We start from the raw sequence: 25072 nt of genomic DNA on the forward strand, positions 1-25072 counted from the left end.
GGAGCGTCTCAACCCTGACGCTTCGGCAGCATCGCCTGCACGGACTTGCCCATGCTGGCGAGTGTTGCATCCGGCTCGCCGCGCTTGGCGACCACCGTCTGAATGTGATCGTTGATCACATCGGTAATGCGCAGCGCGTTCTGGCCCGGGAACGCGTACCAGCCGGTGATCACGTCCTGCTGCTTGATCGAGACAAGGTGGTTCGGGTTGTCGCGATAGAATTTCGCCAGCAGGTCCTCCCGCTCGGCCGGGATCGTCGTCGCCGGCATATAACCGGTCGCGTTCACCATCATCGTCGCGCCGATCGGACCGCAGGCGAACTTGATGAACTCCCAGGCAGCCTTCTGCTTGGCAGCATCCTTGGTGAACATCATCGCGACGTTGCCGCCGGCCGGCAGCCGCGCGTTCGGCGACGACAGCGGGAAGCGCCCGCAAACCAGGCGGAAACGGCCACCGATCTCGCGATTGTAGCGCGTGAGCTGCGCCGTCGATTGCATGGAGATGCCCATGCGGCCGCCGAACATATCCTGGAACATGGTGTCCGGCTTGATGTCGGGCATCTTCGCCTCGTCCACCATGCGCCGCAGCAGTCGGATCGACGTCACACCCGGCTCCTCGGTGAAGGCGGCCTTGGTCTCGGTCGGATCGAGCATCGAGCCGCCGTGCGACAACACCAGCGCCTGCCAGGACCAGTTTCCGGTGATGGTCCAGTCGAAGAACATCCCTGTCCGATTCTTGGCCGGATCGTGAACGGCGGCAGCAAACTTCAGCACGTCGTCCCAGGTGGACGGCAGCTTGTCCGGATCCCCGCCCACAGCCTTGATGAGATCGGCATTGTAATAAAGGATCGGCGTCGAGAGCGAAAAACCGATGCCGGTCTGCTTGCCGGCCACCTGGCCGAGTGACAGCAGCGAGGACGAGAAGCCGAGTTCCTTCGTCTGCGGATCGGCATCCATGAACGGCTTCAGATCGACCGGAATGTTGCGCTCTTCCAGGGTGCGCTGGCGGTTCAGACCGTGAAAAGCCACGTCGGGAAGGTTGTTGGTGATCACGTCGCGCAGATTGCGCTGCAGGATCGCCTCGTAGTCGAGTTCCGGCGCCCGCAAGGTCACCTTGACCCCCGGATTCTTCGCCATGAAGTCGCGCGCGATGCTCTCCTGCAGCTCCTTGAACAGCACCGGCGTCGAGTACTGGACGCTGATCTCGGTCTCTGCCGATTGTGCGCGCAGGTAGGACGGCATTGCCAGCGCGCCACCGACGGCGGCCGCACCCTTGAGCATGTTGCGACGTGTGACTTTCATGGTGGATATCTCCAGTTGGACCTTACTTGACGGCGCTCATGGTGACGCCGTCGATGAACCAGCGTTGTGCAAACAGAAATGCGAGGATCAGCGGCGCGTTGATGCTGACAGCCGCAGCCATCAGCACGCCGTAATTGGTGCCGGCTTCGGCATTAGAGAAAAAGCTGACGCCGAGCGGTGGGGTCGCAAGATGCTCGGACTGGATCACGATCAGCGGCCAGAAGAACTCGTTCCAGTTCCAGATCAGCGACAGGATTCCAAACGACACCATGGCGGGAACGGCCATCGGCAGCATGATGCGCCAGACGATCGCGAATTCGGACAGCCCGTCCAGCCGCGCGGCATGCAACAGATCATCCGGCACGGTCCGGAAGAATTGCCGCATCAGAAAGATGCCGAACACCGAGATCGTCGACGGCAGGATGATGGCCGCATAGGTATCAAGCAGACCGAGCTGCCAGATGCCGATGTAGAGTGGAATCGCCGTTACCTGCGGCGGGATCAGAAGGCCGAGCAGCACGAACACAAAGGTCGTCTCCCGGCCGCACCAGCGCAGTTTCGCCAGCGCATAGGCGCACGGAACGGCGATCAACGCCTGAAAGAAGAAGATCGCGGCGCCGACAATGACACCGTTAAGCAGGTAGCGCGCGAGCGGCTGCTTGGTGAAGGCCTCCGCATAGTTCTGGTGCGCGTACCAGACATCGGGCAGCAGCTTGAAGGTCGGCGCGAACACCTCGCCGGGGCTTTTCAGGCTGATCGCGACCATCATCGCAAACGGCGCCAGCATCACCACTGCGCCTGCCCCCAGCACCACGTGCCGTAGCGCGCCCTTGAGCAACGTTGGCATGAGAGGCTTGGTGGAGCGCATCACTGGTCAACCGTAGTGGGCACGGCGCTCCAGGACTTTCTCCTGAAGCAGGGTCACGGCCAGGACGAAAGCGAGGAAGACGCAGGTAATCGCCGCCGCATAGGCCGAGCGCAGGAAGGAGAAGCCCTCCTGATACATCTGATACAGCAGCACGCTGGTCGACTTGTTCGGCCCCCCATCGGTGAGGACCGCAACCGTATCGAAGATCTGAAACGAGCGGATCGCACTGATCGTCACGACGAAGACAAACGCAGGCCCCAGCATCGGCCAGGTGACGCGGCGGAAGCGCTCCCATGCGCCGTCGGCGCCATCCACCGCGGCGGCTTCATAGAGGTCACGCGGCACACTCTTCAGCCCGGCGAGAAACAGCACCATGTTCAGGCCGAGATTCTGCCAGATGCCGATGACGCCGAGCGCGTAGAGCGCCGTATTCGGATCCTTAAGCCAGTCGGCGGTCGGCAGCCCGATCGCCGAAAGCACCTGGTTGACCACGCCAACGGTTGGATGAAATGCAAACTGGAACACCAGCGCCATCGCCAGCAGCGTCGAAGTGACCGGCAGGAAGAACACGGCGCGATAGAAGCCGCGCAGGCTGGTGCCGGCCTCGATCAACAGCGCTGCGCCGAGCCCCAACAGCACCGACAGCGGCACCACGAAGGCGACGTAGGCGAGTGTGTTGTACAGCGACATCCAGAAGGCCGCATCGCCGGCCATCTCCGCATAGTTGGCGAGCCCCACAAAGGCGATGGTTGGCGCACCAAACGTCCAGTCGGTCAGCGACAGCGCAATCACCGCGAACGCCGGGCCGAGCAGCAATAGCCACATCGCAATGATCGCCGGACCAGCCAGTGTCCACCCTGCGAGGCGCTCAGAGAAAGTCACAGTCCGGACCCGCCGCGGAGGCGCGGGGAAATCCGTTGCAGCCGCGACAGCGCCGGCCCCCAGACTAACCATGGGCCAGCTCGGCGAGCCGTACCGGCTGAGATGCGCGGCGGCGCTCAAGGCGTCGCCCTTGCGCGTCGAACACTGACACCGCACGCGCAACAGTGGTGAGCACAACGGCTTGCTGCAGCGACAGCGAGCCAATGCTCGCGGGATCGACACGCACGATCAACGGTGCGCCAAGTCCGTCGATTGCCACATGAACCAGCGTCTCCGAACCAAGCCGTTCGATGTTGCAGACCGAGCCCGCCAATGGCGGTGTTCGCTCGCGCGTCTCGGCCGCCCCAAGCGCCAGCGCCTCGGGACGAATCGCCACCTGGACCTCAGTGCCTGCCTCCGCGCTCACTTCGACCGGCCAGACACGCCCGCCGACCTCGACCGCGCCATCGCTGCGGACGTGAGCAGGCAGCACATTGATCTCGGGCGTGCCGACAAAACGCGCCACGTCCAAAGTCGCGGGTTGATCGTAAATCTCCTGCGGTGGCGCAACCTGCAGCAACCGTCCGCCCATCATCACTGCGACCCGGTCGGACATGGTCATGGCTTCCGCCTGATCATGGGTGACGTAGATGAAAGTTACGCCGAGCCGGCGGTGCAGGTCGGCAATTTCGGCACGGGCATGCACACGCAGCTTTGCGTCGAGATTGGAGAGCGGTTCATCCATCAGAAAGGCTTGTGGATGGCGCACCATGGCCCGACCGAGCGCCACGCGCTGACGCTGGCCGCCGGAAAGCTGCGCCGGCCTTCGCTCCAGCAATTGCGAGATGCCGAGAATGCGCGCTACCGCATCGGTTTCCGCCGCGATCGATCGACGCCGCTCAGCCGTACCCGGCAGGATGCGGCCGATGAAGGGGAGCCGCTGCCAGGTGTTCATACGCCGCATGACCAGCGGCAGAGCGATGTTCTCGGCGACGGTCATGTACGGATAAAGCGCGTAGCTCTGGAACACCATCGCCACATCGCGCGCCTTCGGCGGCAGGTGATCGACAGGCCGCTCGCCGATCAACACGTCGCCGTCATCGTGCTGTTCAAGGCCGGCGATGATACGCAGCAGCGTGCTCTTGCCGCAGCCGGACGGGCCCACCAACGTCAAAAACTCACCGTCGGCGATATCGAGCGAGACACCGTGCAGGATCTGCGTGTCGCGAAAGGCCTTTCGAATCTCGCGCAGCCGAACCGATGCCATCGCCGTCTCTCCTGTCCGCGTGGGACGTTAAGCACCGCTCCATGACAGGGATATGAAAGTCTCAGAAACTCTTCAATTTGACACTGAGACAATTTCAAGTGCTTATTGGGGAGATTTCAGATTCGCGAGACACAACTTGCAGCGACATCGACCATCGAACGCATACCTCATCGATCTCGACGGGACCTTGATCCGCGGCGGCGCCCCACTTCCCTTTGCGGCACCGCTGCTCGATAGCCTGAATGAGCGTTTCGTCGTGCTATCCAACGACGCCGAGCACATGCCCGAACAACTGTCGCGATCGCTGCGCGCGATGAACCTGCATGTTCCGCCGGAGCGGATCGTGCTGGCCGGCGCGACTGCAGTCGATCTGGTGGCGCGTGAAATGCCGGGCGCACGGGTCATGCTGCTGGCGAGCACGGTACTGCGCACCTATGCGCGGCGTCTCGGCATCGAACTCGTCGAATCGGGCGGCGACGTGGTGCTGCTCGGCCGCGACCGTCAGTTCAACTTTACGAGGCTGGCCGCCGCCGCCAATGCGGTGCGCGATGGCGCGGAGCTGATCATTGCCAATCCCGACCGGACGCATCCCGGCAAGGACGGCGCCGTCGTTCCCGAAACGGGCGCCCTGCTTAACGCCATTCTCGCCTGTACCGGCGAGGTCGCCTATCGCATCATCGGCAAACCCGAGACACCGATGTTCTGGAAGGCACTGGCGCTGCTTGGGGCGCAAGCGACCGACACGGTGATGATCGGCGACAACGTCGAAACCGACGGCCGCGGCGCGCTACGCGCGGGCATCGCGTTCGTTCATATCGACGACTGGGTAGCGCAGCCGGGATCGTCAAAACCGACCACGGAACAAGTTCTGGCAGGCGGGTGAACCATGGCACGCACCTCGCGCCCACGAAATGCTCAAGCCGCGCGCCCCTCTGTTCGCGTGGTCGACGACGCTCACGCCGCGGGGCCGGACGGCGTCCGCGACCGGCTGCAAGCCATCCGGCCACAGCTCGCACCGACCGCGCAACGGATTGCCGACTATATCCTCAAGCATGCGGCTGACGTGGTGCACATGTCAGTCACCGAGGTTGCTGAGCAGGCCGGCGCCAGCGAAGGCAGCGTGGTCGGGCTATGCCAACAGATCGGCGCCCGCGGCTTCCAACAACTGAAGATCGCGCTGGTGCGCGATCTGGTGCAACCGGTCCAGTTCATCCACGAAGACGTCGCACGCAACGACGACGTTGGCACGGTCGCAGCAAAAGTCTTCCACAGCGGCATGCAGGCGATGCAGGACACGCTGAAAGTGCTGGATACCCAGGCCCTGGGGAAGGCCGTGAAGGCAATCCTTGCCGCCAGGCGCGTCGAAATCTACGGCGTCGGCAGCGCAGCACCGATCGCCGAGGATGCAAATTATCGTCTGCTTCGCATCGGCATCGAATCGAAATCCGTGATCGACTCGCATGTGCAGGCGATCTCAGCCTCGCTGACCGGTCCGCGCGTCGCCGTGCTGACGGTCTCGCATTCCGGCAGCACGCATGAAACTCTGACGGCAACCCGACTCGCGAAAGAAGCCGGTGCCACGACGATCTGTATCACCAACTACGGCCGGTCGCCGCTCTTGGCGCACACCGACATCGTGTTGCATACGATGGCCCGCGAGACCCAATTCCGCACCGAGGCGATGACGAGCCGGATCGCCCAACTCGCAATCGTCGATGCCCTGATCGCCTGCCTCGCGCTCGCCACCTACGACCGCGCGGTCGACACCATCGCGAAGACCTTCGAGGTTCTGGCCGACAAGCGGTATTGACGGCGCGCCGGCTTCCGTCAGGCGCACCGCCCGCTACACGTGCTCCCGTCATTGCGAGGCATAGCCGTTCGAAAGAACGGCGTCGCTTCGCTCGCCTGTGGCAACGAAGCAATCCAGCGCGAGCGTTTGCCGCAGATTCAGACTGGATTGCTTCGCTGCGCTCGCAATGACGCTGTTCGTTACGCGATCGGGTCCTGCACGACGATCAGGTGGTCCGCCAGCACGCCATTACTGATGTTGCCATTGACCATCGCCAGCGCCTGGAAGCCATCGCCGCCCCCGTCGATGTCGATCTGGATCTGGGTTTGATCTGCGACCACCTGCGTGCGCAGGAAGCCGGAGCCGATCAGATCGAACGCGTCGTCGCCGGCGAAGTTCTCGAACATGGTCGCGGACAGAACGATCTGGTCCTGAGCGCTGCCAGCGACGCGGAAGTCGGTGATCGTGTCGATGCCGTCTCCCGCACTGTTGAATCCGAACTGATCGATGCCTGCACCGCCCGTGAGCGTGTCGTCACCGGCGCCGCCGACCAGCAGATCGTCGTCGCCGTGACCCAGGAGCACGTCATTGCCGGCACCGCCGAACAGCACGTCGTTGCCGGCGTCACCTCGCAGCGTATCGTCACCTGCCCCGCCGAGAATCTGATCGTCGCCCTTGCCGCCGTCGAGCATATCGTTGTCGTCACCGCCGTCGAGCAGGTCGTCGCCGTCCTTACCGAACAGCGTGTCGTTGCCGACACTGCCCAGTAGCTGGTCGTCGCCGATACCGCCGTCGAGCTTGTCGTCTCCCTCGCCGCCGGCAAGCCGATCGTCACCGTCGCCGCCGCGGAGCTGGTCATCGCCGGCAGCGCCCGAAAGCTCGTCGTCATCGATGCCGCCGTCGAGCGTATCGCTGCCGTCGCCCCCATCGAGGAGGTCGTCGCCGTCACCGCCAATCAGCGTGTCATTGCCGGCCTCGCCGAACAGGCGATCGTTGCCGCCCCTGCCCTCAAGCCGATCGCCGCCAGCGCCGCCGTGCAACTCGTTTGCGACGATGTTGCCGATCAGCCGATCCGCGGCGGAGCCGCCGAGGATGTTCTCGACATTGACGATGCTGTCCGAACCGAAGGTGGCCGTACCATCGGCGAGCGTGAGTGTGATCGGACGGCTCGACGCGCTGAAGTCGATCGCGTCGATGCCGGCGCCGCCATCGAACTTGTCAGCACCGTCGCTCGCGTGGTCCGTCACCAGGAACACGTCGTTGCCGTCGTTGCCACGCAGGCGGTCGTCGCCCTTGCCACCGATGATCGTGTCGGCACCGGCGTCGCCGAAGACGAAATCGTCGCCGTCGCCGCCTTCGAGCCGGTCGTCACCATCTCCGCCTTCCAGCACGTCATCACCGGCGCCGCCGAGCACGACGTCGTTGCCGGCGAGGCTGCGGACGCGATCGTCGCCGTCTTTCGCGTCGATCGTATCGCCAGCCAACGTCCCCTCGAGGTCGTCGTCCTCGTCGGTACCGGCGAGCGGCGCGGAGTCGTCCACCGTATCTTCGCGGAAGTTAAGATTCTGGACGCGCGTGTCACCGGACGTTGGCGTGTCGGCTTGTTCGTAGGCCGTCTCCGGCGTGCTGTGGAACTCCTGCAGATACTCCGCAAACGCCTGCTGCTCGCCGAGCGCGTTGGTCGGAACGTTCTCAGGTGCGGTGAAATCGAGATCCTCCGAGACCGGCGCCGACAGGGTCCCGTCGTCGAGCAGATAGCGGAAATTCTCCCCATTCGCCTTCACAGGATAGCCATCGCCGCCGTTGGCGGTGAAATTCAGCGTCACGACGCTGATCAATGAAGGGGCCCCGGAGACCACGACACCGTCGTCCACGATCAGCGCAATAACCTGGTCATTCTCATCGACCAGCGCCACGTCGCGGATCCGCGAGCCGGGCGTGGTACCATTGTTTCCCGGAAGGTCCGGATCGAACGAGAAGCGGATGCCGCCGATCTGCGGGAAACCACCATTGTTCGCCGAAAGCCCCGCCCCCCAGTTGAGGATGTTGAGCAACTCCTGCGGCGTGGTGTCGAACACCATCAGGCGGTTGTTGAACCGGAGCGCGTTCTCGATGTCGAGCTGCGAGATCGCGCCCGCCGGCTTGTTGGCATCGGGATTCTCGGCCGGCGGCAGCTTGTCGATCTCGCCGGTGACCGGATCAGGCTCGGACAGCGTGCCGATCTGCGCGCGGATCCCGCCGCCATTCTTGAGCGAGACGAGGAACGGCGCGTCGTCAAGCGCCTGGTCCGCCGCGAATGCATTCGCATCCGCGGTGATATTGCCCAAATTGGTCTCCTGGTTGCGGATGATCGCCCGCTCGCCCTCGAGGTATACGTTCGTGAAACCAAAGACGTTGCCGTCCTTGATGTTGATCACGTCCTCGACTGCCTGGGTGAGTTTTTCGACCTTGTCGCCCTTGGTTCCGTCCGCAAACGCCGTATCGTCGAGGTTGTCGACCGTGGTCTCCCAGGCTTCAGCGACATTCTCGGCAGTCGCGGCGTGCGCGCCGTTGATCGACTGGTTCGCAGTCAGGCTGTCCATAATGATGTTGCCGTTGGCGTCGAAGTCGACCACCAGCCGGCCGAGGTAGGTGAACTCGCCATCCGTGTTGACGATCAGCGTGTTGTTGCCGTCCGCGCCCTGGGTGACGATCGGATAGGGTCCCTCCGCGACCGCCTCGTGACCGGGGAAATCCACCAGTTCATCGTTCGCATCGGCAAGTCGCGTATTTGAGCCGGCCGACAGGATGATATCGACGCCACGCAGCAGCGTCGCGAGCTGCTGTTCGTTGGCGATGTTCTGCAGATGCGACTGCACGATGATCTTGTTGACGCCTTCAGCGATCAGCTCGTCGATCGCCGGCTGCAACTGCTGCGCCAGCAGCGCCATGTCGTCAACTTCGCCATTGGCGCCGGACCCCGTCGGGAACCCTTCCACCTCGGTGCCGCTAGGCGAAGAGATCGACTCAAGCAGTTGCGTGGTTGCACCGACGAGGCCGATTTTCTCACCGCCTTCGGTGATCACCGCCGACGGCGCGATCCGACCGACCAGCGTGTTTGCTTCCGGCACGAGCGTGCCCGTACCGCCGTCCAGCGTGTCGGTGAAGCGCGGGTTGAGATCGGCATCACCGGAGAAATCCAGGTTCGACGACAGGTAGACAAAGTCCGCACCGACCCATCCCGGTACGCTGTCCGGCATGAACGCGTCGCGCAATACACGCGAGCCGAGATCGAATTCGTGATTGCCGATGGTCGAGGCTTCGACACCGAGCGAGTTCAGGATCGCAATATCGACCGCACCGATCGGGACGTTCGCGTTGGCGGCGATGGTGGAGCCCGTCACCTCGTTGAGAGTCGGGATCACCGACAAATCGGTGCCGGCTGCAAGGAACGGCCCTGGAAGGAAGTTGTCACCACCCGACAAAATCAGCGTATTGGCGAAGTCGTCGTCGTAGGCGTCGACCAGCGCCGCAAGGTTGGGAGCGGTGTCCGAGGCGAGCAGACCGGCCTCGGCATCGGAGAGATGCAAGAGCTGCAGAGTGAATGTTTCGTCCACGGCTGGTATCTCCAGGCTTGTTATCAGGGGATCATGGTCGCTTGTCTGATCGGCGAACTCGGCGTTGATGCGCACCACGTCGAATTCCGCGCCGTCCTGCAGGCTGTCGCTCACCAGCAGATGATCGAGCGTCTGCGCGTTGCCTTCGAAGACGTAGTCATACTGCTCGTCTTCCGGCAGCGTTGCCGAAAGGTCATGCAGCACCGACGTTCCGCCGGGTGTGTAGGTCGCGGTCGCATCGAACGGGTCTTCGCCGGGCACGTCATAGTTGGTGACCGAGGCCTCCCCGCGAATAACTGACAGCGGCTGTTCGAACTCGAAGTCGTTGAGGTCGCCGGCGACGACGACACGCGCATCGGCGTCAGCAGCGAGCAAACCGTCGACGAAGCTGTTGACGGCCTGTGCTTGTGCGGCGCGCTGCACTTCGCCTGCGGCGAACGGCGACGGATCAGAGCCGTAGAGCGCGCCGCTGCCCCCCTTTGATGTGAAGTGATTGTTGATGACCGTGACTTCCTCGCCGTTGAATTCGAACGTCGCCGCGAGCGGCACGCGCGAATCGAAGAACGGGTTGTCCGGATTGGTCTGCTGGTCGCTGTTGCCGGCCGGGTCTGTGATCGCATCGCCGTTGGCGGCGATAGTGCGCAGCGAGCCCTCGACGAAATCGACACGATCGGTGCGGTAGACGAAGGCTGTGCGGATGTTGCCGCCGCCCTCGCCACCGTTCGTGTCGTCGCCGATGAACGGGTTATCGAGGAATGCGTATTCCACACCTTCAGGAGCCGCTTCGTTCAGTGCATCGACCAACATCTGCAGAGTGACGTCGGCCGCGGTCACGGTCGAGCCGGCTTCATTGCCGGGGCCGTCGTTGTCCTGCACCTCCTGCAGCGTAACGACGTCCGGCGCGCGCAGGTTGTTGATGATCTCCTCGGCGATAACGTCGAAGCGGGCTGCCCCGTCGTTCGGATCGAGGTTCTCGGCGTTGTAGCTTGCGACCGTCAGCCGGTCAGCGGTGCCTTCCAGCGCGGTCGTCTCCTTCGTGAGCATCCCCGGCTGCTCCACCGCGAAGGCCTCCGTCGCGACCACCTGGTAGTTGCCGAAGTCGTAGTTGACGATGCCCGTGACGTCGGCGAGCTGCGCCCCGACACTCGCGTCAGGCGTGATGAAGCCAGCCAGAACGCCGTTATCGTCGTCGATCTGCAGCCGCTCCGGATTGAAATCACCGCCGGCAACGTCGATGTTGCCGAAATCCGGCGCGCCGCCCTCGATCTGCAATGCCCCACGGCCATTAAGTTCCGAACCATTGACGCCGTTGGCACGGTCCGTGTCGTTGTCGATCACCGTGTAGATCTCGCCGAAGTCGTTGCTCGGCCCAACGACCACCGCCTCGCGCACTGTCACCCGCATGCCCTCGAGGCTCTCATAGAAAGCCGACGCATCCTCGAAGCTATCGGATGGCGGAAGCAGGCCGTCATCGCCGCCGATCAGCGTTGCCGCAACCGCCGGTCCCGCACCCAGCACATTGATCGTGCCGCCCGCAGAGGCCCTGGCATCGATCTCCGTGGTGGAGAAAGAGCCCGGCGCCGCGCCGTTTACCGTGAACTCATCGACGATACCCGTGACGCTGACAAGCTGGCCGACCACAAGTCCCGGAGGCGGACCGGCATTGGTGAAAACGAAGATCGCGTCCGAGGTCGACGCATTGCCGTCGCCGTTGGGATCCTGGATGTAGAAACCGCGGCTGCCATTGGTGTCGATCGCCGTCACGACGCCGAGCGTCGTGACCGTCTGGCCTTCAAGGGCCGACGTGTGGCCGCTACCCTGGATCGTCGGGATCGAGGTGACCGCCGCATAGACAGTGGTGGAATTGCCGACTTCGTTGGCGGTGACGACCAGCGGCACGCTCATCGGGCTGTCGGCAGCGCTGATGCTGATCACCGTTTCCGGCGCATTGTCCGCGGGCACCGGCGTGTCGGCGGAGAACGGCGCCGGCGGCTCGTAACTGACAAACGAGGCGTTAGCCGGATCGGTGACGTCATATACCATCACGCCGCCGGCGCGCTCCAGCGTCACGAACGCGTAGAGGCGGCCATTGATCGCCTGAACGGCGATACCTTCCGGCTCGGGGCCCTTGTTGTCCGAGCGGCTGTCGAACGAGTCTTCGGTGTTCTCACCATTAAAATTGGTCGAAGCGTCCGGCAGGTTGCCGAGGATCTTCTCGAACTCGCCGCCAGTCTCTCGCACCTTGGTGATGGTGCCGTCGTCGTTCTGCCGGAAGATCGAAATGCCGCGGCCGCCATAGGTGACGATCTGGTCGATATCGCCGTCACCGTCGGTGTCGCCCTGGTGGTTGATGACGTTCAATCGACCGATATCGTCGTCGTCCTTCAGATCGGCCTCGTTCGGGAACGTCGCGTCGTCGAGATCATAGGACTCGTCATTCAACCGCACTTCTTCCGTGTCGAACACGACACGAGCGTCGCCCTCGTTGGCAGTCACGAAATAGGTGGCACCGGCCGCGGTGAAGCTCGCGATCGCATCAGGCTGCAGCAGGGAGAACACTGGATGGTTCTCAACCTGGATGCTGCCGGCGCTATCCGCACCGTCCTCGTCCGAACCATCGAACTCGTTGCCGACGAGCGAGCGGTCGATCATGCCAAGTGGCAGGATCGACAGCGGCTGGCTGGCCGAAGGATCTGTCAGGTCGATCACCGCAACGGCGTTGACTTCTTGCAGGGTAACGTAGGCGCGCGTGCCGTTCGGCGAGACGGCGATGTATTCGGGCTCAATGTCATTTGCAGCCGATTGACCCGGGAACAGCGCCAGGCCTGCCTGATCGAGCGCAGCCTCACTGCCGTTCAGCGCGGCGAAGGAAATGGTGTTGGCCACGGTCGCAGCGGCCGCGCCGCCGGCCAGGCTGATGATGCTCACCGTGCCAGCGGGATTGTTGCTCTCCGAGGCAGGCTCGGCCTCGTTGGCCACCAGGATACGGCTGCCGTCGGGTGTGAATGTCAGCATATCCGGCAGCACACCGACTTCGACGGTGGACTGCAACGCGCCCGCGGCGTTGAACAAGGCGACATGCCCGGTCTCACCTGGTGTCGCATTGCCGTACGCGACGGCGACCACACCGTTCTTGATCGCGACCGAGTTGGCGCCACCGAATTCCGGCAAGGCCGAAAGGTCAATCTCGCCGGTCTTGGTAAGCGCACCGGTTGCGCCGATGTGGACGATCTCAATCTTGTCGCCGGTTGCGTTCAGGATATAGAGTTGATCCGAAGAAGGATCGAACGAAACCACTTCGGCATTGCCATCAGTGGCAGCGAACGAGCCGAGCCGCACCAGCTCGATCGCATTGGTCGCTGTCGGAGTTCCGGCCTGGCCCTGGAGTGATGACGCCTCGTCGAGGACAACGATACTTGAAGCGATAGAGCCAGGTCCGGGCGCCATTTCAAAATCTCCGATGCTGTCAGAAATCGGCGCGCGGAAAAGCACGCCGCGAATGATCGCGGCCTGCGCGGGCAGCCGCGCAATGCCATATTGTTGGACGGTTGATGACCTTCGGAACGAAGGCCGCGGTGGGACTCTAACTTAACCCGCGTTAACTTTTAGGGTCGGTCTCTGACATCCAAGTGACAGTGTACACTCTGGCGGCATGGACGCACCTTCACGGCGATCTTTCCCGAAAAAAGTTCATTCGCCGGAATAAATCGACGCCTGTCGCGCGGTCATTCTTCGCGCATAGCCTTGGCAAGGCTGTCCTCGATCGGACGCAGCAGGTAGCGCAACATCGATCGCTCTGAGGTCTTGATGAAGGCCTCGGCCGGCATGCCGGGCGTCAACAGCTTGCGGTGGGCGGGTGGCAACTGCTGCGGATCAAGCAGCAGCTTGACGCGGTAATATTGCTGTTGCGTCGCCCGATCTGTCAGCCTGTCCGGCGACATGTACAGCACTTTCGAATCGAGGACCGGCGTCGTGCGCTGATTGAGTGCCGACAGGCGAACCGTGGCAGGGCGACCGACTTCGATCGCATCAATGTCGGTGAGCTGGAGCTTCGCCTCGATCACCAGGTCGACCCCTTGCGGCAGCACCTCAGCAATCACCTGTCCGGGCGTGATCACCGCGCCGAGCGTGTTGACATTGAGGCGGACGATCGTACCGGCCGCGGGCGCTGTGACGACGATGCGCGAGAGCACGTTCTCGTAGCCGACGATCTGTTCGAGCGTGTCGGCGATACGGTTGCGAATCTCCGATATCCGCGCACCCGCCTCGGTGCGGCGGTCGTGCCACAGTTTCTCCATCTGCTGCATCAGTTCGGCATTCGACTGCTTTGCCTTGCCAATCGAAGCCGCCAGCGCTTCGGCTCGGCCCTCGAGGTCGGCTTCCGCACGCTGCAGCGCAAGCAGCCGATCCTTGCGGGCGAGCCCCATTCCGAACAGATAGTTGACGTCCTTCAGCTCTTCCTGGACAAGCGGGATCTGCTTCAGGATCGCTTCACGCTGCGCTTTCAGGCCGGTGGTTTCCTCCTCCAATCCTGCAAGACGCTGCGCGAGAATACTGATCTCATTGCGGAAACGCTGTTTGCGCAGCGTATACTCCGCAGTCTTGGCGTTCAGAAACTCCTCGACCGGAGGGCTCAGCTCGGCGCGCTGAATGTCGGCGGTGAGGACAATGTTGTCCTGATCGAACATCTCCGCCTGCTGTACCGCGGCGTCGACCCGCAACGTCGACAGCAGATTTCGCGCCCGGTTGAGATTGGCTTGCACCAGTGTGGGGTCGAGCGAGATGAGCGGCTGCCCCGCTTCGACGCTGTCGCCCTCGCGAACGTGGATGGTCTGGACGATACCGCCCTCCAGATGCTGGATCGTCTGGTTCTCGCCACTGGCGGCGATGTTTCCTTGCGCCATCACGGACCCCGCGATCGGCGCCGTCGCGGCCCATGCAAGGAAGCCGCCGAGGCCAACGCCGGCAACCAATAACGTCAGCAGCACAGGAACAAGCAGCGAGGTCCTGACACGGCTCGACCAGAGCTGAGGATTCGCCTGCGCTATTGCTTGAGAACCGGCGTACATGGCTTTGTCTCGTCAGGCTTGTGCCGCGCGGGCGACATCTGCGCTCCGCACCGCAGGCGACACACGCGCGAGCGCTTCCTCGCGGCTCTGCGATGCGGCTATCTGCCCGTCACGCATGAACAGGACCCGGTCTACCGACTGCAGAACGCCGGCACGTTGAGAAACCACGATGACAGTCGTCCCGCCCCGCTTCAGTTGGGCGATCGTGCGATTGAGCGCAGCCTCGCCTTCGGTATCGAGATGCGCATTGGGTTCATCCAGCACCACCACCCGGGGACGCCGGAAGACCGCGCGCGCCAGCGCGATCCGTTGTCGTTGGCCGCCGGACAGCGGCAGTCCGCCCGGGCCGACCCGCGTGTCGAAGCCATCGGGCAGCTTCTTCACAAGGTCCATGACCCCTGCGAGGTCAGCCGCGGCCATGATCTCCTCCGCCGTCGCAGTGTCGTCGAGACGGGCGATGTTGCGGGCGATCGAATAGGGCAGCAGTTCGACATCCTGCGGCAGATAACCGACATGCCGTCCGCGCTCGTCCGGCTCCCAGTTTTCGACGTCAGAACCGTCGAGACGGATCCTGCCGTGCGACGGCTGCAATGCACCGGCCGCGAGCCTGGCGAAGGTTGATTTGCCGGCGCCCGATGGCCCGACGATACAGACCGCCTCGCCCGCTTCGATCGTGAGCACAATTCCCTTGACGGTCGGTTCGGCTGCGCCTTCAGGAACATAGATGATCTTCTCGAAGGCCAGATGGCCCGTTGGGGCCGGAAGGCGCGTGCGTGGCGGGTCGTTGCCTTTGACACGCAAGACTTGGTCGATGCGGCGCAGGCTGGATAGCGACTGCAACAGCCCCTTCCAGCCGCCGATCAGATTATCCACCGGCGCAAGAGCGCGCGCCGCCACTAGGGAGGTGGCAAAGATCATGCCCGCGGTGATCTCCTGCCGCAGCGTCAGGAAAGCGCCAAGGCCGAGAATTCCAAGTTGCACGATCAGCCGGATCGATCGCGACATGCCGGAGAACACCGCGTTGGCGCGCGTTGCACGGTCCTGCGCATTCAAGGCGTCGGCGGTCTTCTCGCCCCAGGCCGCGATTGCTGCCCGGGCCATGCCCATCGCGCGCAGTGCCTCGCCGCTGCGGGCGAAAGCGACGACCAGGTTGCCGGCCGTCGCCGCGGCATCGCCGCTCTTTCGCTGTGGGCCGCTCAGCGCCCACTGGTTCATCAGCGTCAGCATGAGCAGGATCACGATGCCGCCCAGCACCAGCGCGCCCAGCATCGGATGAATCATGAAGACGATCAGAAGGAACAAGGGCGCGAACGGCGCGTCGAGCAAGGCAGAGAAAACCGGGCTGGCGAGGAAAGAGCGCACCTGTGCCAGGTCACGGATCTGGCCGGTCGCATCCTGCGCCTGACCGCCGGCCTTGAGCGAGGCGACCAGGAGCTTCTCGCCAACGTCGATTTCCAGTCGCGTGCCGACGCGCTGTACCACGACCTGGCGAATGGCTTCGATCGCTCCAAGCACGATCAGGATCGCAACAGCGATCAGTGTCAGATAGCCAAGTGTCGAGAGGCTGGCGGACGTGAGAACGCGGTCATAGACCTGCAGCATGTAGAGCGGCAGCACCAGCGCCAGCAGATTCAGAATAAACGTCAACACGGCGACGACCGACAGCCCGTTGACGATCCCACGGCCGATGACGTTGCGAGAAATCATACTGGACTTCGCCCCCAAACGAATTTGGGACGAAGTTCAACGATCTCGGCATGACACTGTGATGAAGGCGGCCGATAATGATGGGATCAAATAAGCAACGTTGCTGGCACCATCTCGGCGCCATCCCCGCAACAGCGGGGATCCAGTAACCTCAAGCACGTGCGATAGAATCGAAGCGCAGCGGCGTACTGGATGCGCGCCTTCGCGGGAGATTCGGCATATCATCTCGTACTGGGGAATGGAACCAACGGCTCACCGCACTGCGGCGGACTTCTGCCGGGCCTCTTGCGGCCGAAATTGCTCGCGCAGGACGCTTTCGAGCGCATCCTTGACGACCGGCTTGTTCAGCACCGGGCAGTCAGGAAAACGGGATCTGATGGTGTCCGACTCGTAGCCGGTGGTGAACACGATCGGAATTCCGCGCTTCTGCAGCGATTCCGCCAGATCGTAAGTCATCTCACCATTGAGGTTGAGGTCGAGGACGGCGAGATCGATCGCCTGCGTTTCAACACCCTCGATCGCCTCGGAAAGACGGCCGTAAGGACCAATGACCTCGTAGCCGAACGACTTGAGCGATTCCTGCAGGTCGAGCGCGACCAGCATTTCGTCCTCGACAACCATCACCGACGGCACGGCTTGATTGGTGCGCCTCTCACTCGGCAACGCCGCAGTCCTGGCCTTGGGTGGCTCGCTGCTGGCGAACGCGTCCCTCAAGGGGATGCGAATCAGGCAATCGAGTCCTTCCGGCTTCCAGTCGAAGTTGACCTTACCGCCCTGCTGCTGCTCGATGCCGGCAACGATGGCTGAGGTTCCAAACCCACGCCGCTGAGGCGGCGAGACGGCAGGGCCTCCGAGCTCCGTCCACTGAATGACGAGTTCCTGCCCGTCGAGATGCCAGTTGACGTTGAGCGATCCCGCATCGGTCGACAACGCGCCGTATTTGGCCGTGTTCGTCACAAGCTCATGCAGCGTCAACGCCAGCGTCTGCGCGGTGCTGGAATCCAAAAGGACATCCGGCCCTTCGACGGTGATCCTGGCATTATTGTCGAGGTTGAACGGCGCCAGCTCATCGCGCAGGAGACCGGCGAAATCCGCGCCTTCCCAGCGCGACTGCGACAGGATCGAATGCACGCGCGAGAGCGCCAGAATCCGCCCCTCCACCGCGGCGACGAATTCCTCCATCGTCTGTGCCCGCGTCAGCCGCACCAGCGCCTGAACCAGGGCCAGCGCATTCTTGGCCCGGTGGTCGACCTCCCGCGCGAGCAGCGACTGGCGATCCTCGTCCGCTTTGCGATCGGAAATATCGAGAATGACGCCACTGATCTGAGTGGTGCCGGCCCCCTCGTTCCTGGTCGAGGCGGCACTGCCGATACACCACCTGATCTTGCCGTCGGGCCTGCGGATTCTGAATTCGATGTGGTGAGCCTCGCCGCCTTGCATCAGCTGGCTCATCACCTCATCGAGCTTCGGCCAGTCGTCGGGCTGGATCAGCGGCCGGGTGTTTACCATCGTCGGCGTGAATGTTGCCTGGTCGACGCCGAAGATGCGATGCATGCCGGCGTCCCAATGGTATTTCTCCGAGGCGCTGTCCCAATGCCACGATCCCATCTGCGCCGCGGCCAACGCGAGGCTGCGCCGGCGTTCGCTCTCCAGGAGTCGCTGGGTCGAGGCCTCGAGCGCCGCGGTACGTTCGCGCACGCGCTGCTCGAGCTCGGAATTCAGCTGCTCGAGCTGCCGCGTCTTGCGATAGAGTTCGCTGAAGATCCTCACCTTGGCGCGCAATACTTCCGGCACGACCGGCACCGGCACGTAGTCGACGGCGCCCATCTCGTAGCCGCGCAGGCGATCGATGTCGGACAGATGGATCGCCGAGATGAAGATCATCGCGATCTTGCGGTAGCGCGGATGCTCGCGGATCATCGCCGCGAGCTCGAAGCCATCCAGCTCCGGCATGTTGACGTCGAGCAGAATGACGGCCACTTCCATCCGCAGCAGGCACTCCAGCGCCTCGCGGCCCGAGCGGGCCGTGACGAGGTTCTCGCCGAGCGGGCCGAGGATCGCCTCATAGCTCAGAAGCTTGCCCGGCTGATCGTCGACCAGCAGGATGTTGACCTTGTCGGCTTCCGTCATGGCCTGTCTTCCGCCATCGGGCCCCCTCAACGATGCAGCCACATGCGCAGCGCCGCCAGCAGCTGCTCGGTGTTGACGGGCTTGGCGAGATAGTCCGACGCGCCGGCGTCGAGACACTTTTCCCGGTCGCCCTTCATCGCCTTGGCCGTCAGTGCGACGATCGGCAGACGCCGAAACGCCTGGTTCTGCCGTATGGCCGTGATCGTCTGATAGCCGTCCATCTCTGGCATCATGATATCCATCAGCACGATGGCGACGTTCTCGGTCGCTTCCAGAAGCTCGATTGCTTCGCGGCCCGTCGTCGCAGTCAACACTTTCATGCCCCGCCGCTCGAGCACGCTGCTGAGCGCGAAGATATTGCGCGCATCATCGTCGACCAGCAGCACCGTGCGGCCGACAAGGTCTTCGTCGGAAGAATTCAGACGTTCCAACATTTTTTGTTTTTCGGGTGGCAAATCCGTAACCACGCGGTGGAGAAACAATGACGTCTCGTCCAAGAGCCGCTCCGGCGACTCGACGCCCTTGACGACAATGCTCCGCGCCATCCTCGACAGCGTCGCATCCTCCTGCGCAGAGAGCTCCCTCCCCGTGAACACCACCACCGGCACGTCGGCCAGCGCCACATCCGACCGCATCTCCTCGAGCACCTCGAAGCCGGACATATCGGGAAGCCTGAGGTCGAGCACGAGGCAATCGACCGGGTTGCTCCGCATCGCCGAAAGCGCACCTGCGCCGGTGTCCACCGCCTCGATCTCAATGTCGTCGTGTCCCAGCAACGCGGCGATGCTCATCCGCTCAGCCGGATTGTCCTCGACGATCAGCAGGCGTCGGCGCTTCTGCACCGAGTAGTCCCGGATGCGCTCGATCGCATCCTCCACCCCATCGCTCGTCGCCGGCTTGTTGATGAAGGAAAAAGCACCGCGCGCGAGCGCATGCTGCCGATCCTCGTCCAGGGTGACGACCTGCACCGGTATGTGCCGGGTCAGCGGATTCTGCTTGAGCTGGCTCAGCACAGTCCAGCCGAGCATGTCGGGCAGGAACACATCGAGCGACACCGCCGATGGCTGGAACTGTTTGGCAAGATGCAGCGCGTCGATGCCCTTGGTCGCGATGAGAACCTTGAAGCCCTTCTTGTGGGCGAGATCGGCGAGGATCTTTGCATAATGGACGTCATCCTCGACGATCAGGAGAATCTGGTCTCCCGCCTCGATCGCGTTACGATCGTCTGCGACCTGCTCGGCCGGCCTGTTCATGACATCGTTGGCATCGACGATGGGGCGCGAGCGCTTCGGCGCACGCTGCTGGTCCGCGACCTGCAGATCGGATGCGCCCACATACTTCACGGGCAGATAGAGCGTGAAGGCGCTGCCCTGGCCGGGCGTGCTGCGCAGGTGGATTTCGCCCCCCAGGAGCGACGCCAGCTCGCGGCTGATGGCGAGACCAAGGCCAGTGCCACCGTACTTCCGGCTGGTCGAGGCATCGGCCTGCTGGAACGCCTCGAAGATAATCCGTTGCTTGTCGAGCGGAATGCCGATGCCCGAGTCCGAAACCTCGAACGCGATCGCGGCGCCCTCGTTGTCCAGCACGGGATGGCGAGCGTTCCAGCCGCCGGTCACCTGCGAAACCGACAACTTGATCCCACCCTGGGCCGTGAACTTGAAAGCGTTCGACAACAGGTTTTTCAGCACCTGCTGAAGACGCTTGGAGTCCGTCGTCATGGTGCGGGCGACGCCGGGCCCGATGTTGACCTCGAACGACAGGCCGCGCGTATCGGCCTCATGGCGGAATGGCCGCGCAATCGATTCGAGCATGCCGCCGACCACGATCTCTTCGGCATCGACGGTGACAGTGCCCGACTCGATCTTCGACAGGTCGAGAATGTCGGTGATCAGGTTCAGCAGGTCTGTTCCCGCTCCGTGGATCGTGCGCGCGAATTCGACCTGCTTGGCAGTCAGGTTGCCCTCAGGATTATCGGTGAGCTGCTGACCGAGGATCAGGATGCTGTTCAGCGGCGTCCGCAGCTCGTGGCTCATGTTGGCGAGGAACTCAGACTTGTACTTCGAGGTCAGCGCAAGCTCGCTGGCCTTTTCTTCCAGCTCGCCGCGCGCCTGCTCGATTTCCTGGTTCTTGCGCTCGACCTCGACATTGCGCTCGGCAAGCTGCTGCGCCTTCTGCTCGAGCTGATCGTTGGTGTCCTGCAATTCGCGCTTCTGCGCCTGCAGCTCCTGCGCCAGGTTTTGCGACTGCTTGAGCAGCGCCTCGGTCTGCATCGTGACTTCGATCGAGTTCAGGACGATGCCGATCGAGGACGTGAGCTGCTCGAGGAAGGTGATCTGCAACGGCGTGAAGGCCTTGACCGACGCAAGCTCGATCACTGCCTTGAGCCGGTTTTCGAACACCACCGGCAGCACCACCACGTTCTGCGGGACCACCTTGAACAGCGCGGAGCCGATCGGCACGGCGTAAGCCGGCAACTCTTCGATCAGCACGCGACGCCTGTCGCGGGCACACTGGCCGACGAGACCCTGGCCGAGCCTGATCCTTTCGGGATGCCCGAGTCCACCGTCGTCGGCGTGCGCGGACATCAACCTGAGCGTCTGCGCGTCGTCGCCTTCCATCTGGTAGATCACACCGAGCTGCGCCTCGACCAGCTCGGTCATCTCGTTCAACAACAGGCGGCCGACCGTCGTCAGATCGCGCTGGCCCTGCAGCATGCTGGTGACGCGCGCGAGGTTGGTCTTCAGCCAGTCCTGTTCGGTGTTGCGTTCGGTGGTCAGCCGAAGGTTGCCAATCATCGTATTGATGTTGTCCTTCAGCTCGGCCACCTCGCCCCGCGCGTTGACCTGAATCGACCGCGTCATGTCGCCCTTGGTCACCGCGGTCGCGACCTCGGCAATGGCGCGCACCTGGTTGGTCAGGTTTGCCGCGAGCAGGTTCACGTTGCCAGTAAGGTCCTTCCAGGTGCCGGCGGCGCCCGGCACCATGGCCTGGCCGCCGAGCCGGCCCTCCACGCCGACCTCGCGCGCCACGGTGGTCACCTGCGCGGCGAAGGTCGCGAGCGTGCCGGTCATGTTGTTGATGGTGTCGGCAAGAGCTGCGACCTCGCCCTTTGACTTCACAGTCAGGCTCTGCTTCAGGTCGCCGTCGGCGACGGCGGTCACGACCTTGACAATGCCGCGCACCTGTTCGGTCAGGTTGGCGGCCATGAAGTTGACGGTGTCGGTCAGGTCCTTCCATGTGCCGGCGACGCCTGGCACCTGGGCCTGGCCGCCGAGCTTGCCTTCCGTTCCGACTTCGCGCGCGACGCGCGTGACTTCCGAGGCGAAGCCGTTCAGCTGATCGACCATCGTGTTGATGGTGTTCTTCAGCTCCAGAATTTCGCCCTTCACGTCCACCGTGATCTTGCGCGACAGGTCGCCGCGCGCCACCGCTGTCGTCACCTCGGCGATGTTGCGAACCTGCGTCGTCAGGTTCGCCGCCAGCAGGTTGACGTTGTCGGTCAGGTCCTTCCAGGTGCCGGCGGCGCCCGGCACCACTGCCTGGCCGCCGAGCCGGCCGTCGGTACCGACTTCGCGCGCCACGCGCGTCACTTCGGCTGCGAACGAGCGAAGCTGTTCCGTCGTCGTGTTCAGCGTCTCCTTCAAAAGCAGCAGTTCGCCGCGCACGTCGACCGTAATCTTCTTGGACAGGTCGCCGCCGGCGATCCCCGTCACGACTTCGGCGATGTTGCGGACCTGCGCGGTCAGGTTCGACGCCATGAAATTGACGTTGTCGGTGAGGTCCTTCCAGGTGCCGGCGACGCCCGGCACCTGAGCCTGACCGCCGAGCTTGCCTTCGGTGCCGACCTCGCGCGCCACACGTGTCACCTCGCCGGCGAATGCGTTGAGCTGATCCACCATCGTGTTGATGGTGTTTTTCAGCTCCAGGATTTCGCCGCGCACGTCGACGGTGATCTTGCGCGACAGGTCGCCCTGCGCCACCGCCGTCGTCACCTCGGCGATGTTACGCACCTGATTGGTCAGGTTCGACGCCATCGAGTTGACGTTGTCGGTAAGATCCTTCCAGGTGCCGGCGACGCCCGACACCTGCGCCTGACCGCCGAGCTTGCCTTCGGTGCCAACCTCGCGCGCCACGCGCGTCACCTCGCCGGCAAAGCCGTTCAGCTGATCGACCATCGTGTTGATGGTGTTCTTCAGCTCCAGGATCTCGCCGCGCACGTCCACGGTAATCTTGCGTGACAGGTCGCCCTGCGCCACCGCCGTCGTCACCTCGGCGATGTTGCGGACCTGACCCGTCAGGTTCGACGCCATCGAGTTGACGTTGTCGGTGAGGTCCTTCCAGGTGCCGGCGACGCCCGACACCTGCGCCTGGCCGCCGAGCTTGCCTTCGGTGCCGACCTCGCGCGCCACGCGCGTCACTTCGCCGGCAAATGCGTTGAGCTGGTCGACCATCGTGTTGATGGTTTCCTTCAACTGCAAGATTTCGCCAGAGACGTTCACCGTGATCTTCTTGGACAGGTCGCCTCCCGCGATGGCGGTCGCGACGTCGGCGATATTGCGAACCTGCGCGGTCAGGTTGCTCGCCATGAAGTTGACGTTGTCGGTGAGATCCTTCCACGTGCCGGCAACGCCCGACACCTGCGCCTGGCCGCCGAGCTTGCCTTCGGTGCCGACTTCGCGCGCCACACGCGTCACCTCCGACGCGAACGCGTTCAGCTGGTCCACCATGGTGTTGATGGTATCCTTGAGCTCGGCAATTTCGCCGCGCACATCAACGGTGATCTTGCGCGACAGGTCGCCGCGCGCCACAGCGGTGGTCACCTGCGCAATGTTGCGCACCTGCGCGGTCAGATTGCCGCACATGGCGTTGACCGAGTCGGTCAGGTCCTTCCACGTCCCGGCGACGCCGGGCACCACCGCCTGGCCGCCGAGCCGGCCGTCGGTGCCGACTTCGCGCGCCACACGCGTCACCTCCGACGCGAACGAACGCAGCTGATCAACCATCGTATTGATGGCTTCCTTGAGCTGGAGGATTTCGCCGCGCACGTCGACGGTGATCTTTTTCGACAGGTCGCCGTTGGCGACCGCGATCGTCACCTCGGCGATGTTTCTGACCTGCCCGGTCAGGTTGTTGGCCATCGAGTTGACGCTCTCGGTGAGATCGCGCCAGACGCCCGTCACCTCAGAGACCTGTGCCTGACCGCCGAGCTTGCCCTCGGTGCCGACCTCACGCGCCACGCGCGTCACTTCCGAGGTGAACACGCCCAGTTGCTTGATCATCGTGTTGACGATGTTGGCCGAGCGCAGGAACTCGCCCTTCAGCGGCCGACCATCGACGTCGAGCGGCACCGTCTGCAGCAGGTCGCCGCGCGCCACCGCGGTCACGGCCCGGGTCACCTCGGTGGTCGGCCAGAGCAGGTCGTCGATCAGGCCGTTGACCGAGACCTCCATGTCACCCCACGAGCCGCCGGCGAGCCCGAACTTGACGCGCTGCCGGGTCTTGCCCTCGCGGCCGACCGACTGGCCGACACGGCGAAGCTGGTCCGCCATCTGCTGGTTGGCTGCGGCGATGTCGTTGAAGACGTCGGCTATCTTTCCCTCAAGCCCTGCATCAGCGCTGTTCATCCGAACTGAAAAATCGCCATTCTTCATGGCCTGCAGGGCATGAAGAAGCGCCGGCAGCGGATAGGTCTCCGCCCCGGCATCGCGCCGCACACCGCGACCGTTTGCTGAAGCCTTCGCGCTTGGTGAAGCCTTCGAGGCGGTGGAATTCGGCATGGCGGATCCTCAAACGGTGATGCAACGCGGCGAACGTCCCTCGCGTCCGCTCTCGTTCGGTCAGCTGTCGAATTTTGACTGGCGCCGCCTTCCGATCTGGACGCTCCCGATCGACATTGCTGCATCCGATGCGGAACTTCAAATCGGCATTGAGAGTGCCCCGCCCCCGAAATTCGCCCGATCGTGCGGCACGTTCTCAAGCGAACTTCGGAAGCAAGGGCCGCCAGGCGAGTCAGGGAACAACTCCTCTAAAGTCGGCTGTGGGCGATCAGAAAAGGGGCCAAAACATGGCTTGAACGCACTGGTTGCGCTTTGGTTCCGCCGCAAGAATAATAAGGAAATCCGGGCGTTGCGGGGATCAGGGCCGGTCCGCTTTTCGCTTTGCAGCGATCCCAGATGTCTGATCGTCTGACGTGTCGAAGCTGTTCGCCTTCGCGTCGAAGTTGTCCGCCAAGTGCCGCAGTCGTTCCGCAGCGACCTCGTCCTGCGTGACACTGACCATTTTGCGCAGCGTCGTTGCCTGACGCTTGAAGTAATCCCTGCCGATCATCCCAACGACCCGTGCCCCCAGGCCTCTGAACTCTACTCAAGTGCTTGATCGATATGACGCTCCTGACGGCCATTCGTTCCAAACCGGATGTGCAAAAGTAGACTCAAGGCCTGTTACCCAGGGAACAGCGGGCCAAGCCGACCGGTGGCAAGGTGCA

12 protein-coding genes and 1 pseudogene are annotated in these 25072 nt (G+C 63.4%); 3 read left to right on the forward strand and 10 right to left on the reverse strand.

The window, feature by feature from the left end:
• Positions 1–8: 8 nt before the first annotated feature.
• The 4 genes from RCO31_RS30685 to RCO31_RS30700 are packed head-to-tail and all read right to left on the reverse strand — an operon-like array spanning position 9 to position 4297.
• A complete protein-coding gene (locus RCO31_RS30685) occupies positions 9–1301 on the reverse strand; it encodes an extracellular solute-binding protein (protein WP_308972140.1) in 1293 nt (430 codons plus the stop codon).
• Positions 1302–1323: 22 nt separating this feature from the next.
• On the reverse strand, positions 1324–2148 hold the full coding sequence (locus RCO31_RS30690) for a carbohydrate ABC transporter permease (RefSeq protein ID WP_308972141.1): 825 nt from the start codon (positions 2146–2148) through the stop codon (positions 1324–1326).
• 27 nt (positions 2149–2175) lie between these two features.
• The gene (locus RCO31_RS30695) at positions 2176–3123 is read right to left on the reverse strand and encodes a sugar ABC transporter permease (RefSeq protein ID WP_308972142.1); all 948 of its coding nucleotides are present in this window, start codon (positions 3121–3123) and stop codon (positions 2176–2178) included.
• Entirely contained in the window at positions 3116–4297 is a 1182-nt protein-coding gene (locus RCO31_RS30700; RefSeq protein ID WP_308972143.1) for an ABC transporter ATP-binding protein, read from the reverse strand. The genes RCO31_RS30695 and RCO31_RS30700 overlap by 8 nt, the downstream gene beginning before the upstream one ends.
• Positions 4298–4433: 136 nt before the next feature.
• On the opposite strand from RCO31_RS30700, the gene RCO31_RS30705 reads away from it, so the two are divergent.
• Together RCO31_RS30705 and RCO31_RS30710 are read left to right on the forward strand one after the other, a co-directional pair.
• Positions 4434–5180, forward strand: a complete 747-nt coding sequence (locus tag RCO31_RS30705) for an HAD hydrolase-like protein (RefSeq protein ID WP_308972144.1) — start codon at positions 4434–4436, stop codon at positions 5178–5180.
• A 3-nt stretch (positions 5181–5183) separates the two neighbouring features.
• On the forward strand, positions 5184–6107 hold the full coding sequence (locus RCO31_RS30710) for a MurR/RpiR family transcriptional regulator (RefSeq protein ID WP_308972145.1): 924 nt from the start codon (positions 5184–5186) through the stop codon (positions 6105–6107).
• A 179-nt stretch (positions 6108–6286) separates the two neighbouring features.
• Here the strand turns inward: RCO31_RS30710 and RCO31_RS30715 are convergent, their stop codons facing one another.
• From RCO31_RS30715 to RCO31_RS30735, 6 genes and pseudogenes are all read right to left on the reverse strand, one after another.
• Positions 6287–13129 (reverse strand): choice-of-anchor I family protein, encoded by a 6843-nt coding sequence (locus RCO31_RS30715; RefSeq protein WP_308972146.1) that lies wholly within the window; start codon positions 13127–13129, stop codon positions 6287–6289.
• A gap of 278 nt (positions 13130–13407) precedes the next feature.
• On the reverse strand, positions 13408–14751 hold the full coding sequence (locus RCO31_RS30720) for an HlyD family type I secretion periplasmic adaptor subunit (protein WP_308972147.1): 1344 nt from the start codon (positions 14749–14751) through the stop codon (positions 13408–13410).
• A gap of 12 nt (positions 14752–14763) precedes the next feature.
• Complete coding sequence (locus RCO31_RS30725; protein WP_308972148.1) at positions 14764–16458, reverse strand: type I secretion system permease/ATPase; 1695 nt, start codon at positions 16456–16458, stop codon at positions 14764–14766.
• A 252-nt stretch (positions 16459–16710) separates the two neighbouring features.
• Positions 16711–17079: a response regulator gene (locus tag RCO31_RS34805; protein ID WP_374991556.1), complete on the reverse strand. Its 369-nt coding sequence runs from the start codon at positions 17077–17079 to the stop codon at positions 16711–16713.
• A 30-nt stretch (positions 17080–17109) separates the two neighbouring features.
• Positions 17110–18588 (reverse strand): annotated as a pseudogene (locus RCO31_RS30730) (sensor histidine kinase); the annotation flags it as partial.
• Between the two features lie 26 nt (positions 18589–18614).
• Positions 18615–24365: a HAMP domain-containing protein gene (locus tag RCO31_RS30735; protein WP_308972150.1), complete on the reverse strand. Its 5751-nt coding sequence runs from the start codon at positions 24363–24365 to the stop codon at positions 18615–18617.
• Between RCO31_RS30735 and RCO31_RS30740 the strand changes: the two genes are divergently transcribed.
• Positions 24364–24777 carry a hypothetical protein gene (locus tag RCO31_RS30740; RefSeq protein ID WP_308972151.1) on the forward strand — a complete coding sequence of 138 codons (414 nt, stop codon included), beginning with the start codon at positions 24364–24366 and terminating at the stop codon, positions 24775–24777. The genes RCO31_RS30735 and RCO31_RS30740 overlap by 2 nt on opposite strands.
• Positions 24778–25072: the final 295 nt, after the last annotated feature.

The organism is Bradyrhizobium sp. LHD-71, assembly GCF_031157255.1.
In the GTDB taxonomy this organism is placed as follows: Bacteria; Pseudomonadota; Alphaproteobacteria; order Rhizobiales; family Xanthobacteraceae; genus P52-10.

Coding starts and splice junctions, on each gene's coding strand:
- RCO31_RS30695 (WP_308972142.1), bottom strand. CDS start 3,123: ATGGTTAGTCTGGGGGCCGGCGCTGTCGCGGCTGCAACGGATTTCCCC.
- RCO31_RS30720 (WP_308972147.1), bottom strand. CDS start 14,751: ATGTACGCCGGTTCTCAAGCAATAGCGCAGGCGAATCCTCAGCTCTGG.
- RCO31_RS34805 (WP_374991556.1), bottom strand. CDS start 17,079: ATGGTTGTCGAGGACGAAATGCTGGTCGCGCTCGACCTGCAGGAATCG.
- RCO31_RS30725 (WP_308972148.1), bottom strand. CDS start 16,458: ATGATTTCTCGCAACGTCATCGGCCGTGGGATCGTCAACGGGCTGTCG.
- RCO31_RS30690 (WP_308972141.1), bottom strand. CDS start 2,148: ATGCCAACGTTGCTCAAGGGCGCGCTACGGCACGTGGTGCTGGGGGCA.
- RCO31_RS30740 (WP_308972151.1), top strand. CDS start 24,364: ATGGCGGATCCTCAAACGGTGATGCAACGCGGCGAACGTCCCTCGCGT.
- RCO31_RS30700 (WP_308972143.1), bottom strand. CDS start 4,297: ATGGCATCGGTTCGGCTGCGCGAGATTCGAAAGGCCTTTCGCGACACG.
- RCO31_RS30715 (WP_308972146.1), bottom strand. CDS start 13,129: ATGGCGCCCGGACCTGGCTCTATCGCTTCAAGTATCGTTGTCCTCGAC.
- RCO31_RS30735 (WP_308972150.1), bottom strand. CDS start 24,365: ATGCCGAATTCCACCGCCTCGAAGGCTTCACCAAGCGCGAAGGCTTCA.
- RCO31_RS30685 (WP_308972140.1), bottom strand. CDS start 1,301: ATGAAAGTCACACGTCGCAACATGCTCAAGGGTGCGGCCGCCGTCGGT.
- RCO31_RS30710 (WP_308972145.1), top strand. CDS start 5,184: ATGGCACGCACCTCGCGCCCACGAAATGCTCAAGCCGCGCGCCCCTCT.